Annotated in this window: 16 protein-coding genes and 1 pseudogene; 10 read left to right on the top strand and 7 right to left on the bottom strand. The window is 67.5% G+C overall.

Going from position 1 to position 13,411, the window contains the following annotated elements:
* A pseudogene (locus tag JHC79_RS12715) lies at positions 1-254 on the bottom strand (serine hydroxymethyltransferase); the annotation flags it as partial.
* Positions 255-264: 10 nt separating this feature from the next.
* On the bottom strand, positions 265-1,479 hold the full coding sequence (locus JHC79_RS12720; RefSeq protein WP_296391286.1) for a DUF885 domain-containing protein: 1,215 nt from the start codon (positions 1,477-1,479) through the stop codon (positions 265-267).
* A 116-nt stretch (positions 1,480-1,595) separates the two neighbouring features.
* On the opposite strand from JHC79_RS12720, the gene coaA reads away from it, so the two are divergent.
* On the top strand, positions 1,596-2,528 hold the full coding sequence (gene coaA, locus JHC79_RS12725) for a type I pantothenate kinase (RefSeq protein ID WP_296391288.1): 933 nt from the start codon (positions 1,596-1,598) through the stop codon (positions 2,526-2,528).
* A gap of 11 nt (positions 2,529-2,539) precedes the next feature.
* Here coaA and JHC79_RS12730 read toward each other — a convergent pair whose 3' ends face one another.
* Complete coding sequence (locus JHC79_RS12730) at positions 2,540-3,322, bottom strand: isoprenyl transferase (RefSeq protein WP_296391290.1); 783 nt, start codon at positions 3,320-3,322, stop codon at positions 2,540-2,542.
* A gap of 220 nt (positions 3,323-3,542) precedes the next feature.
* Here JHC79_RS12730 and JHC79_RS12735 point away from each other — a divergent pair, with 220 nt between their 5' ends.
* The gene (locus tag JHC79_RS12735; protein ID WP_296391345.1) at positions 3,543-4,175 is read left to right on the top strand and encodes a hemolysin III family protein; all 633 of its coding nucleotides are present in this window, start codon (positions 3,543-3,545) and stop codon (positions 4,173-4,175) included.
* 7 nt (positions 4,176-4,182) lie between these two features.
* On the opposite strand, the gene JHC79_RS12740 is transcribed toward JHC79_RS12735, so the two are convergent.
* Positions 4,183-4,662, bottom strand: coding sequence for a carboxymuconolactone decarboxylase family protein (locus JHC79_RS12740; RefSeq protein WP_296391292.1), 480 nt, complete (start codon positions 4,660-4,662; stop codon positions 4,183-4,185).
* Between the two features lie 46 nt (positions 4,663-4,708).
* Between JHC79_RS12740 and JHC79_RS12745 the strand changes: the two genes are divergently transcribed.
* Positions 4,709-6,184 (top strand): PLP-dependent aminotransferase family protein, encoded by a 1,476-nt coding sequence (locus tag JHC79_RS12745; RefSeq protein ID WP_296391294.1) that lies wholly within the window; start codon positions 4,709-4,711, stop codon positions 6,182-6,184.
* On the opposite strand, the gene JHC79_RS12750 is transcribed toward JHC79_RS12745, so the two are convergent.
* Positions 6,070-7,167, bottom strand: coding sequence for a 3-deoxy-7-phosphoheptulonate synthase (locus JHC79_RS12750; protein WP_296391296.1), 1,098 nt, complete (start codon positions 7,165-7,167; stop codon positions 6,070-6,072). The genes JHC79_RS12745 and JHC79_RS12750 overlap by 115 nt on opposite strands.
* A 387-nt stretch (positions 7,168-7,554) precedes the next feature.
* Between JHC79_RS12750 and praA the strand changes: the two genes are divergently transcribed.
* On the top strand, positions 7,555-8,076 hold the full coding sequence (praA, locus tag JHC79_RS12755; RefSeq protein ID WP_296391298.1) for an alkane oxidation protein activator PraA: 522 nt from the start codon (positions 7,555-7,557) through the stop codon (positions 8,074-8,076).
* 65 nt (positions 8,077-8,141) lie between these two features.
* Here praA and JHC79_RS12760 read toward each other — a convergent pair whose 3' ends face one another.
* Both JHC79_RS12760 and mca read right to left on the bottom strand, forming a co-directional pair.
* The gene (locus JHC79_RS12760; protein ID WP_296391300.1) at positions 8,142-8,462 is read right to left on the bottom strand and encodes a hypothetical protein; all 321 of its coding nucleotides are present in this window, start codon (positions 8,460-8,462) and stop codon (positions 8,142-8,144) included.
* Positions 8,459-9,322 carry a mycothiol conjugate amidase Mca gene (gene mca / locus JHC79_RS12765; RefSeq protein WP_296391347.1) on the bottom strand — a complete coding sequence of 288 codons (864 nt, stop codon included), beginning with the start codon at positions 9,320-9,322 and terminating at the stop codon, positions 8,459-8,461. Before mca ends, JHC79_RS12760 begins: the two co-directional genes overlap by 4 nt.
* Positions 9,323-9,477: 155 nt before the next feature.
* On the opposite strand from mca, the gene JHC79_RS12770 reads away from it, so the two are divergent.
* From JHC79_RS12770 to JHC79_RS12795, 6 genes are all read left to right on the top strand, one after another.
* Complete coding sequence (locus JHC79_RS12770) at positions 9,478-9,912, top strand: DUF4307 domain-containing protein (protein ID WP_296391302.1); 435 nt, start codon at positions 9,478-9,480, stop codon at positions 9,910-9,912.
* Between the two features lie 135 nt (positions 9,913-10,047).
* On the top strand, positions 10,048-10,728 hold the full coding sequence (locus tag JHC79_RS12775; RefSeq protein ID WP_296391304.1) for an LppP/LprE family lipoprotein: 681 nt from the start codon (positions 10,048-10,050) through the stop codon (positions 10,726-10,728).
* 37 nt (positions 10,729-10,765) lie between these two features.
* Positions 10,766-11,386 (top strand): LppP/LprE family lipoprotein, encoded by a 621-nt coding sequence (locus JHC79_RS12780; RefSeq protein ID WP_296391306.1) that lies wholly within the window; start codon positions 10,766-10,768, stop codon positions 11,384-11,386.
* Positions 11,387-11,431: 45 nt separating this feature from the next.
* Entirely contained in the window at positions 11,432-12,220 is a 789-nt protein-coding gene (locus JHC79_RS12785) for a queuosine precursor transporter (protein ID WP_296391308.1), read from the top strand.
* A 179-nt stretch (positions 12,221-12,399) separates the two neighbouring features.
* Positions 12,400-12,894: a transcription elongation factor GreA gene (gene greA, locus JHC79_RS12790; RefSeq protein ID WP_296391310.1), complete on the top strand. Its 495-nt coding sequence runs from the start codon at positions 12,400-12,402 to the stop codon at positions 12,892-12,894.
* Between the two features lie 147 nt (positions 12,895-13,041).
* Positions 13,042-13,386: a hypothetical protein gene (locus tag JHC79_RS12795; protein WP_296391312.1), complete on the top strand. Its 345-nt coding sequence runs from the start codon at positions 13,042-13,044 to the stop codon at positions 13,384-13,386.
* Positions 13,387-13,411: the final 25 nt, after the last annotated feature.

A 13,411-nucleotide genomic window follows, 5' to 3' on the forward strand; every position in this document is an offset into this window, starting at 1 on the left:
GCGCGTTCGCGGGCGATGTTCTCCACGACGTCGACGTACTCGCAGCCCCCGTAGTAGCGCCGGCCCGGATAACCCTCTGCGTACTTGTTGGTCAGCACGCTGCCCTGCGCCTGCAGAACCGCCCGGGGGACGAAGTTCTCCGAGGCGATCATCTCGAGGGTGTCGCGCTGTCGGCTCAGCTCACCGTTCATCGCGGCGGCGACGTCGGGATCGAGCTCGGCCAGGGACGCGGTGTTGAGATCCTGCGCGGTCATGTGGACCAGTCTATTGCGCCAATTCCGTCCGCAGCGCCGCCGGGGTCAGCGGCTCGTCGAGCAGCCGCCCGAACCGGGTGGATCGGCTCGACGCGGACGACCCGTCCGCGCCGGCGTCGAGCCATGTACCCAGGAGCCGATAGCCCTCCACGTAGGTGGTGATGTAGGCGCGCCACAACGGCGACGAGAGGAATCGGAGCATCTGGCGGGCCCGGGGCTGGGAGGCCAGCAGCCACGTCTGGAGGTACTCGGCGACGGTGTCGTGATCGGCGCCGCGATCGTGCAGGAGCAGTGCAGCGTCCTGACGGACGCCGAGGAGTCCGCCGGTGGCACGAGAGATCCGCTGAGCGCGGTCGCCGTCGAAACGCAGACCGAGGTCGGCGTAGATCTCCTGGGCCCAGAGCCCCCAGTCGGGGCCGATGGCCGATTCCAGCGCGTGGTCGGCCAACCCCTCCGCCATCAGGCACTGCGGGGTGTTGACCAGGAAGATGCTCTGCTCCCGTTGACCGCCCGCCACCAGGATCTCCTCTTTGCGGCAGTGTTCGGTGTGGTGACCTGGGTAGGCCTCGTGCGCGATCAGGTGCGGCAGCGACGCCATGTGCTGGGTGAGGTCGACGTTGATGGCGACCCGCGATCGGAAGTCACCGAGGTAGTAGTTGAACCCCGACCACGGTTTGTCGGTGACCACCTCGAATTCGACGATCTCGGTGTCGGGCAGCGGGTGGGTCGCCCGGACGCGTTCGCGCAGCGCGGACGAGAACGCGGCAACGCAGTCGGCGACCCGGTCGCCGGGGATCTCGTCGGCGGTGCGGTGTGCGGCGTACCGGGCGGCGAGGTCTCCGGATCCGCCGAGCACATCGGACAACGCCGCGTGCGCACGCCGGTAGTCCTCCGGATCGCCGAGTTCGATGTCGACGTCGAAGTACTGCCGTACCTCGTCGACGAATCCGATCTCCTCGCCCGCGAACCGCCGTGCCGAGCACTCCATGGCGCTCAGATGCGCGGCGACGAAATCACGACGCTGCTGCGGCAGGTCGGATCCGGCGACGTCACCGCGCAGGCCCCGGATCCGTCGCGCCAGTTCCGCCGGATCGGGGGCCGGATCGTTCACGGATTCGGCGCGCAGGCGGGGGTCACCGGTGAACGCGTCGACAAACCCCTCCTCGAGCCGGTCGAACGCCAGACCGGCGCGCAGGTAATCGGTGATCAACGACTCGGAATCCACCCCGTCGACGCTACCCAAACGACCCCCGAGTTTCGGATCCCGCGCCGATTGGCGAGACTATGTGCCATGTCGCCGGAGCCTGCCGAACGACCCGCATGTCCGGCCGAGAGGCCCATATGTCCCGGGTAGCCGAACCGAGCCCGTATATCGAGCTCGATCGCGCGCAGTGGCGAAAGCTGCGTCAGTCGGTCCCGCTGGTGATGAACGAGGAAGAGCTTCGCGGCCTGCGCGGGCTGGGCGAGCAGATCGACCTGTCCGAGGTCGCCGACGTCTACCTGCCGTTGTCGCGGCTGATCCACCTGCAGGTCGCGGCCCGGCAACGTCTGTTCGCCGCCACCTCGACCTTCCTCGGCGAGCGCCAGCCCGAACGTCAGGTGCCCTTCGTCATCGGCGTCGCGGGCAGCGTGGCGGTCGGCAAGTCGACGACCGCACGCGTCTTGCAGGCGCTGCTCGCCCGGTGGGACGCCCACCCCAAGGTCGACCTGGTGACCACCGACGGCTTCCTCTACCCCACCGCCGAGCTCGAACGGCGAGGGATCATGCACCGCAAGGGTTTTCCCGAGTCCTACAACCGACGGGCGTTGCTGCGCTTCGTGACCGAGGTCAAGGCCGGCGCCATCGACGTCTCGGCGCCGGTCTACTCGCATCTGAGCTACGACATCGTCCGCGGCGTGGAACACCATGTGGAACAACCGGACATCCTCATCCTCGAGGGTCTCAACGTGCTCCAGACCGGGCCACGACTGATGGTGTCGGATCTGTTCGACTTCTCCGTCTATGTCGACGCCCGCATCGAGGACATCGAGGACTGGTACGTGCACCGATTCCTCGCGATGCGGTCCACTGCGTTCGCCGATCCCGAGTCGCACTTCCACAGCTATTCGTCGTTGGGCGATCACGACGCGACCGCGGCGGCCCGGGACATCTGGCACGGGATCAATCTGCCCAACCTCGTGCAGAACATCCTGCCGACCAGGCCGCGCGCCACGTTGGTGCTGCGCAAGGACGCCGACCACGCGATCAACCGCGTGCGGCTGCGGAAGATCTGACCGGGGCGACCCTAGCGGCCGAACCGGCGGCTGCGTGCCCCGTAGTCGCGCAGTGCGCGCAGGAAATCGACCCGTCGGAACTCGGGCCAGTAGGCGTCGGTGAACCAGATCTCGGAGTAGGCGCTCTGCCACAGCAGGAAGCCCGAGAGTCGTTGTTCGCCCGAGGTTCTGATGACCAGATCCGGGTCGGCCTGCCCCTTGGTGTAGAGGTGCGCGTCGATCGCGTCCACCGACACCGCCTCCACGAGATCGTCGGCGTCGCCGCCGGACCGCAGCCGGTCGACCAACAGCGACCGCACCGCGTCGACGATCTCCTGACGACCGCCGTAGCCGACCGCGACGTTCACGTGCATCCCGGTGTTGTCGACGGTACGTTCCTGCGCGGTCTCCAGTCGGCGCGCCACGGGCTCGGGCAACTGGTCGAGGGTGCCGACGATGTGGACCTTCCAGTCCTGACCGGGCGCGGCGATCTCGTCGACGATGTCGGGGACGATCTGCATCAACGCATCGAGCTCGTCGGACGCGCGCTGCAGGTTCTCCGTGGACAACAGGTAGATCGTCACCGTCTCGATCGACAGCTCGGTGCACCAGCGCAGCATCTCGGCGATCTTCTGCGCTCCGACGCGGTGTCCGTGGCTCACGTCCTCGAATCCGGCCTCGCGCGCCCAGCGTCGATTCCCGTCACAGATGATCGCGATGTGTCGGGGCATTCGCTCGGGGTCCATCAGTTGGACCAACCGTGTCTCGTAGACCCGGTAGAGCGGGATGCGGAACTGTCCGGGGATCAATTTCACCGGATGGGCTCCCCAGGATCGGCGCGTTCTCGGACTTCGGCCACGCAACGAGAGGATACTCGTGAATTCACCGCTGGTTCAGGACCCATGGGCAGAACCTACGGTAGCGTAGGTTCTGTCCGAAGAAGTCCGGCCCCTCTCGGAGGTGAGTGCGATCGTCATCGAGACGAGCAAACAGGATCTCGCAGAGCTCTCGGTGCTCGCCGATCTCCGCCCCCGGATGCGCGGGTGGATCCACCTGTACTCCGGCTTCGTCGCCATCGTCACCGGCGTCACCCTGGTCGCCGTCGCGTGGGCACTGACCGGGCCCGTCGCGGCGTTGGCCTGCGGCATCTATGCGTTGACCGTCTGCGGCGTGTTCGGGGTGAGTGCGACCTACCATCGCGTGCACTGGTCGACGGTGGCCGCGCGCACCTGGATGAAGCGCGCCGACCACTCGATGATCTTCATCTTCATCGCGGGCAGCTACACCCCGTTCTGCGTGTTGGCCCTGCCGGCTCCGGAGAAGTGGGTCGTCCTCGCGGTGGTCTGGAGCGGAGCGCTCGCCGGGGTCACCCTGAAGATGATCTGGCCGGGCGCGCCACGCTGGCTCGGCGTCCCGCTGTACATGATCCTGGGGTGGACGATCGTGTTCGTCGCACCGGAACTGACCGCGCGTGCCGGCGTCGCGGTGATGGTGCTGCTCGCCGTCGGCGGCCTGTTCTACACCGTGGGTGCCGTCCTGTACGCGACGCGCTGGCCCAACCCGTGGCCGTCGACCTTCGGACACCACGAGTTCTTCCACAGTGCGACCGTGATCGCCGCGTTGGTGCACTACGTGGCGGTGTGGCTGGTGGTCTTCACCGCCAGTTGAGCCCGGGTCAGGACCGTCGCTCGTCTGCGCCCGCCGGATAGCGACTGGTGACGGCCACCCGATTCCACGCGTTGATCATGATCACGGTGGCCAACAACTGCCCCATGCCGAACTCGTCGAAGTGCTCTGCCGCCCGGGCGTAGACGTCGTCATCGACGCCGTGTTCGCCGAGACGGGTGACGGCCTCGGTGAACTCGAGCACGGCCTGCTCCCGGTCGGAGAAGAAGTTCCGGGCCTCTCGCCACACGGCGACCATGTGCAGTTTCAGGTCGGAGATGCCCATCGCGGTGGCGTCGGAGACGTGCATGTGCAGGCAGTAGGCACACCCGTTGATCTGCGATGCGCGGATCTTGATGAGCTCGGCGAGTTCGGCGTCGAAGTCGGCCGCGGCGGCCATCTGAAGCGCGACGAGTGCCTTGTAGACCTTCGGGTTGGTCGACGGGACGGTGAGGCGCTGGGTGGATGAGCGGTGCGTGTCGGTGGTCATGGCAACAACGCTAGAACTCGATTGACCCGCAGTAGAGTCCAATTCGATGACGAATTCATGGGCCGATCTGGCGGGTCGACTGGGCGTGGACCTCCTGCTCGACGTCGAGTCAACTCCGGGCGCACGCGGGCGGCGGGCCGCGCTGGCGACCGCTCTGCGCTCGGCGATCACCGACGGCCGTCTCACACCGGGCAGGGCACTTCCGCCCTATCGCTCGCTGGCCGCCGATCTGCACATGGCCCGTGGCACCGTCGCGGGCGTGTACCAGGAGCTGATCGCCGAAGGGTGGCTCGTCGCGCGCGTCGGCTCGGCCACCCGCGTCGCGGACGTCGCTCGCCAGGTGTCGACGCCGCGGGTACGTCCGGAACCACCTCCGGAGCCGGCGCACGACTTCTGTCTCGGCCAGCCGCAATCGGCGCTGTTCCCGAGGTCGGACTGGATCCGCAGCACGCGTCGTGTGCTCACCGACGCGCCGCACGCCACCTTCGGCGTCGGCGATCCCCAGGGGCATCTCGCGACACGACGTGCGCTCGCCGGTTACCTGGCGCGGGTCCGCGGCGTGCGGACCGACGAACACCACATCGTCCTGACCACGGCGGTATCGCAATCGTTGGAACTGCTCTCGCGCTGCGTGTTCGGCGACACCATCGCGGTGGAGAGCCACGGACTCCCCTTTCATCGCGAGGTCATCGAGCGCTTCGACACCCGGGTCGAGCCGATTCCGATCGACGCCGACGGTCTCGACGTCGATCGACTCGCGGCGTCGTCGATGACCGAGGTCGTCGTCACCCCGAGCCATCAGTTCCCCACCGGTCATGCTCTCGACCCTCGACGGCGCGCGAAGCTGGTGGACTGGGCGCGCGACCACGGCGGTGTCATCGTCGAGGACGACTACGACGGCGAACTGCGTTACGACCGCGATCCGGTCGGCGCGGTGCAGGGGCTCGCACCCGACGACGTCGTCTACCTCGGGTCGGCCAGCAAGTCACTCTCCCCCGCAGTGCGCATCGGATGGATGGTCGTTCCCGACCGCCTGCTCGCCGACGTGCTGCGCGCCAAAGGACCTCGCGAATCGACCGCGAGCATCCTCGACCAGATGGTCCTCGCCGACCTGATCGAGTCAGGCGCCTACGACCGGCACGTGCGGCGCAGCCGTTCCCACTATCGGGCACGCCGCGACGTGCTCTCCGAGATCATGCGCGCCCGGGGCATCGAGGTGACCGGGATATCAGCCGGGTTGCACGCGGTGCTCTCAGTCCCCGCTGTCGCCGAGCCGGAGGTTCTGCGCGCGGCCGCCGCCCAGGGATTTGTCGTTGCCGGCCTCGACGGGTTCCGGCATCCCGACGCCGCACCGCTGCCGTCCGGGGGCATCGTCGTCGGGTTCTCGACGCCACCCGAGCACCGGTTTCAGGCCGACGTCACCGCGCTGGCCGACCTCGTCGCGACCGCGCTCGCCAACGCGTCGATCACCTCGACCGTCGCGGCGAAGTCCATGCACTTGTCGGTGACCGACTGCCCGTAGACCAGCGGGGCCCCGCCGTCGAGTGACTGGGCCCCGGCGACGAGGAAGCTCTCCAGCATCACCCCCGAGATCGCCGCCTGCCCGCCTCCGATCAGCTCGGCCACCTCCCGGGCCACGACGGCCTGCCGCCGATGATCCTTGTGTGAATTGGCGTGTGAGCAGTCGACCATCAGCCGGGCGGGCAACCCGTCCGCGGCGAGCCGACCCGCCGCGTCGGCGACCGATTCGGCGTCGTAGTTCGTCCCGGCCCGACCACCGCGCAGGATGACATGGCAGTCGCCGTTGCCCATCGTCGCGACCACCGCGGCCGACCCTGCGTCGTCGACACCGAAGAAGACGTGTTCGGCCGCGGCCGCACGCACCCCGTCGATCGCCGCCTGGACGTCGCCGTCGGTCCCGTTCTTGAAACCGATCGGCATCGACAACCCGGAGGCCAGCTGTCGGTGCACCTGCGACTCCGTGGTCCGGGCGCCGATGGCCCCCCACGAGACCGTGTCGGCGATGTACTGCGGACTGGTCGGTTCGAGGAACTCGCACCCGACCGGCAACCCGAGATCGATGACGTCGAGCAGAAGTGCACGGGCGGTGCGCAATCCGCGCTCGATGTCGAAGCTACCGTCCATCCCCGGGTCGTTGATGAGCCCCTTCCACCCGACCGTGGTCCGTGGCTTCTCGAAGTAGACGCGCATGACGATCTTGAGCTGATCGACGTGCTGCTCGGCGACGCGCGCGAGGCGGCGCGCGTAGTCGAGGGCGGCGACGGGGTCGTGGACCGAGCACGGACCCACCACGACCAGGAGGCGGTCGTCGCGGCCGGCGAGGATGTCGGCGATCTCGGCGCGGTCGCGTCGCACGGCGTGCGCCTGCCCCGCAGAGAGGGGCAACTCGCTGCGCAGGGTGTCCGGCGATCCGAGGGTGCGGAAGGACCGGATTCGTCGGTCGGAGGTCCCGGTGTCGGGCGCGGTGGTGAGTCCGCTGGTCATGGTGTGCCTTTCTCGAGGAAGGGCACACGCGCGAGAGTCGTCCGGTGCCCTGAAAAACAGGAGAGCAGCGACCGTGTGGTCGCTGCTCGGGGCTCCGGGGGGTGTGATCTCACGCGTGCGTCAGCGGCGCGCTCCATCGTCGGCTCCACCCGGAGCCTCGATAAAACGACGCCAGCGATACGCGCGCGTCACGGAGATCATGCTGTCGAAAGTAGCACCCGATCGGACGCCCGTGCCACATCCGATTTCTGGGGGGCCCTATTCGTTATTTGTCATAAAGAAGTTTGAATTCGGAATAATGCCCTACTTCGTTGCCCTAACGTCCGAGTCGGCGGTCGGACAACCGGTCGCCGTCAGAGCTCTTCTCGCACATGGAGGACACCGAAGATGACGTTCAACACCTCAGCTCGCTCGCGCACGTTCGCGACCGCTATCGGAACCGCAGCGGCCACCGTCGCGGTGATCGGCGCAACGCTGGGAGCCGGCACCGCCGGCGCCGCAACCATCTCGCCGGCGAACACCGCGTTCACCGCCCCCGGAACGATCGTCGTCACCTCGCCCGCCTCGTTCAACGTCCCGGTGTCCTGCTCGATCACGCTGACCGGCTCCACCGCTGCCGACGGCGCCTCGGCGACCATCACCGCCGCCGCGGTGAGTGGCACCAACCGTCTCTGCAACGTGCCGGTCATCAAGGGTCTGCCGTGGACGCTGACGCCCACCAGCGCCACCACCGGCGAGGTCTCGAACGTCGGGTTCTCCATCCTCGGTTCCAACTGCGGACCGGCCACGCTGGCCGGATCGTTCGACAACCTGACCAACACGCTGACCTCGACCGATCAGTCGCTCTCGGGCAACTGCAAGATCAACAGCCTGTCGGTCCAGCCGAACCCGGCCTTCACCCTGTCCTGATCCCCCACGCACGACGACGATGCCCCCTCGAGAAATCGAGGGGGCATCGCCGTGTGGTGGATCGCTCAGCCGGTCGGGTTCCGGCCGGCCTCGTCGCGCCCCGGGGGCGGAGCGTCATCGGTGGCGGGCGTGCCGTCGGCAGGTTGTTCCGGTAACAGCCCGGCGCTGTCGGTGCCCTCGTCGGCGGCCTGATCAGGACCGGGCTCGCCACGCATGAACGAGCTGGGCAGCTTGCGCAGGTGCTTGTTCATCGAGCGGATGAGGAAGACGGTTCCGACCAGCAGGAGCAGGACCAGCAGCAGCCCCAGCGGCGAGGCCTTGCCGAATTCCGGTCCGTCGGCGTCGCGCGCGAGGATCTCGGTGACCGCCAGGGTCGCGGAGGTCATGATGTCGCCGCGTGGTCATCGAGACCCGCGAACAGGTCGGTCTCGGGGATGGCCGTGGTCACCCGGGTCTTCGCCAACTCGAACTCCTCGGTCGGCCACAGACGCTGCTGCCAGTCCATGGGCACCGCGAAGAAGACACCGTTCGGGTCGATCTGGGTCGCGTGGGCGCGCAGCGCCTCGTCACGCTGGGGAAAGAAATCGCCGCACGTCACCTGCGTCGTCACACGACCCATCAGGTCGCCGCGGCTGGGATCCCAGTTCGACAGCCACTCCTTGTACGGGCTCTCCTGTCCGTGGAGCTCGAACTCGTCGGAGAAGCGCACCATCCGGTCGCGGATGAAACCGTGCGTGTAGTAGACCTTCGAGACCGTCCAGGGCTCGCCTGCGTCCGGGAACCGTTCCGGGTCGCCCGCCGCCTCGTACGCGGCCATCGACACCTCGTGGCACCGGATGTGGTCGGGATGCGGGTACCCGCCCCGCTCGTCGTAGGTGATCATCACGTGCGGCTTGAACTCACGGACGACCTTCACCAGGGCCTCGGTCGACTCCTCGAGCGGCACCAGCGCGAAGCAGCCCTCGGGCAGCGGCGGCAGCGGATCACCCTCGGGCAGGCCGGAATCGACGTACCCCAGCCAGACCTGCGAGACGCCGAGTGCGGCGGCGGCCTTGGCCATCTCCTCCTTGCGCACCTCCGGCATGCGGTCCTTGATGCCGGGGAGGTCCATCGCCGGGTTCAGGATGTCGCCGCGCTCACCACCGGTGAGGGTGACCACGAGAACCTCGTGCCCCTCACTGGAGTACTTGGCCATCGTCCCGGCACCTTTGCTGGACTCGTCGTCGGGATGCGCGTGCACCGCCATGAGCCGAAGTCCACTCACCTGTAACGTCCTCACCTTCGTGCCATCGGACGAGCCCCTGGGCGTGCTCATTCCCTCGACCGGTCAATCCTCGCACCGACGCCTGCCCGGTGTGGTGGCGGGATGCGACCGTCGCATCTCATGGTAGGTATTGATCCATGAGCACCGGTCTGACGCTTCCCCCCGGCCGGTACCCCACCGAGCGATCGGCGGGTAATCGTCGGCGCTGGCTCATCGGGTTGTCGGTGCTCGTCGTGGTCGCGGGGGTGGCCATCGCCTACCTCGGCTACTCGAAGTTCGCCGATCCCGCGGTCTCGGGTGAGGCCACCGGATACCAGGTCATCGACGAGTCGACGGTCGACGTGCAGTTCACCGTCACCCGCAGCGATCCGCGTCGACCCGCTGCGTGCGTGATCCGCGCGCGCTCGCGCGACGGGGCGGAGACCGGTCGTCGCGAGGTGCTCATCCCGGGCAGCAACGCCCAGCAGACCGGGGTCAGGTCGCAGGTCCGAACCTCTGCGCCACCGGCGATCGGCGAGGTGTTCGGTTGCACCGAAAACGTGCCCGCTTATCTGCGGGCCCCGACCTCCTGATCCGTCGCGTGTAGTCCGTTCGGCCGACGTTCGATAACGGATTGATCTCAGTCCTTTCTGTGCGCTAACAAAGCTCAGTGGTACTCCGAAATACCAGCATCACCCCTGGCGCTTCGGACGTAGAGGACATCGAACATGGTCGATCCACCCGGTTTCCCGCGACGGACGACCTCGATCTCCCTGTTCTCGGCCGTCGTCATCATGGCCGTCGCAATCCTCGCCGCCTGCGGCACGGATGGATCTTTACCGCGCGCGTCCGAGGCGAGCGTGTCGGTCGCAGCGGACCCCGCACCCAGGTCGGTCGCCCCGTCGACCACCGAACTCCCGCCGCTGTCGGCGACCGAGACGGTCCAGGTCGGGAGCGGTTCGACAACGCCTGTCGACGGCGCGTCGTGCGCTCCCGAGATCGGCACGGCGGCCGCGGCCGAACGCGACATCGCGACGATCCCCGCACCTCGACCGCAGGGACGGTGGCGCGCGTACAACTCGGGCGGCCTGTGGTGCCCGGGACTCAGTTGGATCGAACTCGACACCCCGGTGGGCGGGGGTCCGGTCCGACCGCACCAGTTGTTGATCTATCACGCGGGACGGTTTCAGGGCACCGGGATCACCTGCGACGCGCGGCATGGGCAGTACGTCCTCGCCACCACCCGCGACGCCATCACCGTCCGCTACAGCTACGTCGACGTCGCGAACCCGGAGCAACGGAACACGCAGAGCCCCCTGGGCGAAGCAGTGGTCACATTCCGCTGGAACGGTTCTCGCGTCGTCATGGACGGCGTCCTGCCGTATGCGTTCACCGAAGGGAAGTGTTGACATGCCGACCATCCGATTTCGTTCGACAGGAGACCCCATGCGTTCCATGATTCGGTTCACCACAGCACTTCTCGGGCTCGGCGTGGCGGCGATGCTCGCCGCCTGCGGCAGCGACACACCCGCCGCGCAGACGCCGACGGTCACCTCGACGATCACCGCGGCACCGACGTCGAGCCCGGCGACGACATCGGACCCGTCCGACGACACCGAGAAATCCACCCCCACAGTGGATCCCGTCGCCACACCGGCCACACCCGACTGCGCGACGCCCGACGTGGCCGGCGACATCGGCCGGATCGCCGGACCGCTCCGCAACACCCGGGGTGCGTACTGGGTGCAGGGCGAGTCGGGCGGTACCCGCTGCCCGGGTCTGAGCTGGGTGAGTCTCGACACCAACGGCGCCACCGCATCGTCGCCGATGCAGCTGCTGATCTACCACAACGGCTACTTCCAGGGGACCGGCATCAAGTGCAACGCGGGCTACCAGACCGTCCTGGCCTCGACGCCGGACTCGATCCAGGTCCGGTACCGATACCTGCAGGGAGACGACATCAGCGCACGCCCGAGCGGGTCGGCGACGGTCACTTTCCGGTGGAACGGCTCCGAGGTCGTCATGGACGGCTCCCTGCCCTATGGCGTCACGCTGGGGCAGTGCTGACGCGGGGAGGATTCACGGTTCGTCGGCACGGCATACTTGGCCACCATGACCACTGCCAAGTCTGGGCAGCCGGTTTCGCGATCTGACAGTGATCAGCGGGCAGCACGCCCGGCGGAACCGGCCTTCGCCTCCCTCTCCAGCCACTACTTCCCCATGCTCGTCGCGCTGTTCGTCGGCGTGATGATCATCAGCAACATCACCGGCACCAAGGGGGTGCTGCTGTTCCCTTCTCTGAACTTCGACATCGGCCCGTTGGCCGTCCACGGCCTCGTCACCGACGGCGCCTTCTACCTGTTCCCCCTCGCCTACGTACTCGGGGACGTGATCAGCGAGGTATACGGATTCCGCGCCATGCGTCGGGTCATCCTCAGCGGCTTCGCGGTCCTGCTCATCGCATCCATCTGCTTCTGGATCACCATCGAACTCCCCGCCGCACCGTTCTACGACGGCCAGGAGTCGTTCAAGACCGTCGCCGGGGTGGTCCCCCAGTTCCTCCTCGCCGGACTCGCCGGATACGTCGTCGGTGAGTTCCTCAACTCCTACGTGCTCGTCGCCATGAAGAAGCGCAGCGGCGAGAAACGTCTGTGGGCCCGCCTGATCGGGTCGACCGTCGTGGGCGAGTTCTTCGACACCCTCGTGTTCTGCTCCATCGCCGCCACCGCCCTGGGGATCTCGACCTGGGAGGACTTCGTCAACTACACCGTCATCGGATTCGTCTGGAAGACACTCGTGGAGTTGGTCGTCATGCCCGTCACCTACGCCGTGGTGGCCGCCCTCAAACGCGCGGAACCGAGCTATCAGGAAGCGTTGGGGCGCACGCCGTCGAAGGCCTGAGTCGGTGCGCCCGCCGGGCCCGATCAGACGACAGAACACAGTCGTCACCCGGCAGAGCTGGTAGTATGGATCGACACACGGTCCCGCGAGGGGCCGTGTTGCTGCATTTTGCAGGTGCCTGCAGGCGATGGGCACTGCGGCCCGATTCGCGGGCGAAGACGATAGAAGGAGTGACACCGATGACCGATACACAGGTGACCTGGCTGACCCAGGAGTCCCACGATCGGCTCAAGGACGAACTCGATTCGCTCATCGCCAACCGTCCGATCATCGCCGCCGAGATCAACGAGCGTCGCGAAGAGGGCGATCTGAAGGAGAACGGCGGATACCACGCCGCGCGCGATGAGCAGGGCCAGCAGGAAGCTCGCATCCGCCAGCTCCAGGAACTGCTGAACAACGCCAAGGTCGGCGAGACGCCGACGCAGTCGGGCGTCGCCCTCCCCGGATCGGTCGTCAAGGTCTACTACGACGACGACGAGTCCGACACCGAGACGTTCCTCATCGCCACCCGTGAGCAGGGGGCCGAGGCCGAGACGCTCGAGGTCTACTCGCCCAGTTCGCCGCTCGGTGGCGCGCTGATCGACGCCTCCGTCGGCGACACCCGTGAGTACACCGTGCCCAGCGGCGCCACCGTCAAGGTGACGCTCGTGAGCGCGGAGCCGTACCACTCCTGATCCACCCGCAATCGGTAGCCGGCGTTCTGCACAGAACACCGGCTACCGATTGCGTTGTGCGCGAAACACACAGCTGGCGCGCAGACCGTCCACAGTCGGTCGGTGTTCGGTGAGGTGAGCAATTCACCCCACGAGAGGAACACCACCATGACAACCGCCTACCTTCCCGACGCCGACGACGTCATCGTCGTCGCCGTCGTCGATCACCCGAGCTCCGAACTGGCCCGCGATCTGATCGGGCGCGGTCACCGCGTCGCCGTCGCCGGTACGTCGGCCGCCGACCTCGTACCGCTCGTCACCGGCCGCGTGGACAACACCATGGCGATCGTCGCCGACCTCTCCGACCCGGGGCAGGTGCGGTCGATGATCAACCGCGTCGAGCGCAGGCTCGGACCGGTGACGGTGATGACCGACCCGGGCGGCGCGTTCGGCTCGACCCCGTGGCGTCTGCACGCCATCGGCCGTGCCGCCGATCATCCTGTGGCCGCATGACAGAGTTTCGTGGCCCTCTTTTCAC

It is taken from the genome of Williamsia sp. (assembly GCF_016462415.1).
In the GTDB taxonomy this organism is placed as follows: domain Bacteria; phylum Actinomycetota; class Actinomycetes; order Mycobacteriales; family Mycobacteriaceae; genus Williamsia_A.

Excerpts from the sequence above, each read along its gene's own strand:
- JHC79_RS12780 (WP_296391306.1), top strand. The coding sequence starts at position 10,766 with ATGCGTTCCATGATTCGGTTCACCACAGCACTTCTCGGGCTCGGCGTG.
- JHC79_RS12770 (WP_296391302.1), top strand. The coding sequence starts at position 9,478 with ATGAGCACCGGTCTGACGCTTCCCCCCGGCCGGTACCCCACCGAGCGA.
- JHC79_RS12740 (WP_296391292.1), bottom strand. The coding sequence starts at position 4,662 with ATGACCACCGACACGCACCGCTCATCCACCCAGCGCCTCACCGTCCCG.
- JHC79_RS12775 (WP_296391304.1), top strand. The coding sequence starts at position 10,048 with ATGGTCGATCCACCCGGTTTCCCGCGACGGACGACCTCGATCTCCCTG.
- praA (WP_296391298.1), top strand. The coding sequence starts at position 7,555 with ATGACGTTCAACACCTCAGCTCGCTCGCGCACGTTCGCGACCGCTATC.
- coaA (WP_296391288.1), top strand. The coding sequence starts at position 1,596 with ATGTCCCGGGTAGCCGAACCGAGCCCGTATATCGAGCTCGATCGCGCG.
- JHC79_RS12735 (WP_296391345.1), top strand. The coding sequence starts at position 3,543 with ATGCGCGGGTGGATCCACCTGTACTCCGGCTTCGTCGCCATCGTCACC.
- JHC79_RS12795 (WP_296391312.1), top strand. The coding sequence starts at position 13,042 with ATGACAACCGCCTACCTTCCCGACGCCGACGACGTCATCGTCGTCGCC.
- JHC79_RS12785 (WP_296391308.1), top strand. The coding sequence starts at position 11,432 with ATGACCACTGCCAAGTCTGGGCAGCCGGTTTCGCGATCTGACAGTGAT.
- JHC79_RS12760 (WP_296391300.1), bottom strand. The coding sequence starts at position 8,462 with ATGACCTCCGCGACCCTGGCGGTCACCGAGATCCTCGCGCGCGACGCC.
- mca (WP_296391347.1), bottom strand. The coding sequence starts at position 9,322 with ATGGCGGTGCACGCGCATCCCGACGACGAGTCCAGCAAAGGTGCCGGG.
- JHC79_RS12745 (WP_296391294.1), top strand. The coding sequence starts at position 4,709 with ATGACGAATTCATGGGCCGATCTGGCGGGTCGACTGGGCGTGGACCTC.
- greA (WP_296391310.1), top strand. The coding sequence starts at position 12,400 with ATGACCGATACACAGGTGACCTGGCTGACCCAGGAGTCCCACGATCGG.
- JHC79_RS12750 (WP_296391296.1), bottom strand. The coding sequence starts at position 7,167 with ATGACCAGCGGACTCACCACCGCGCCCGACACCGGGACCTCCGACCGA.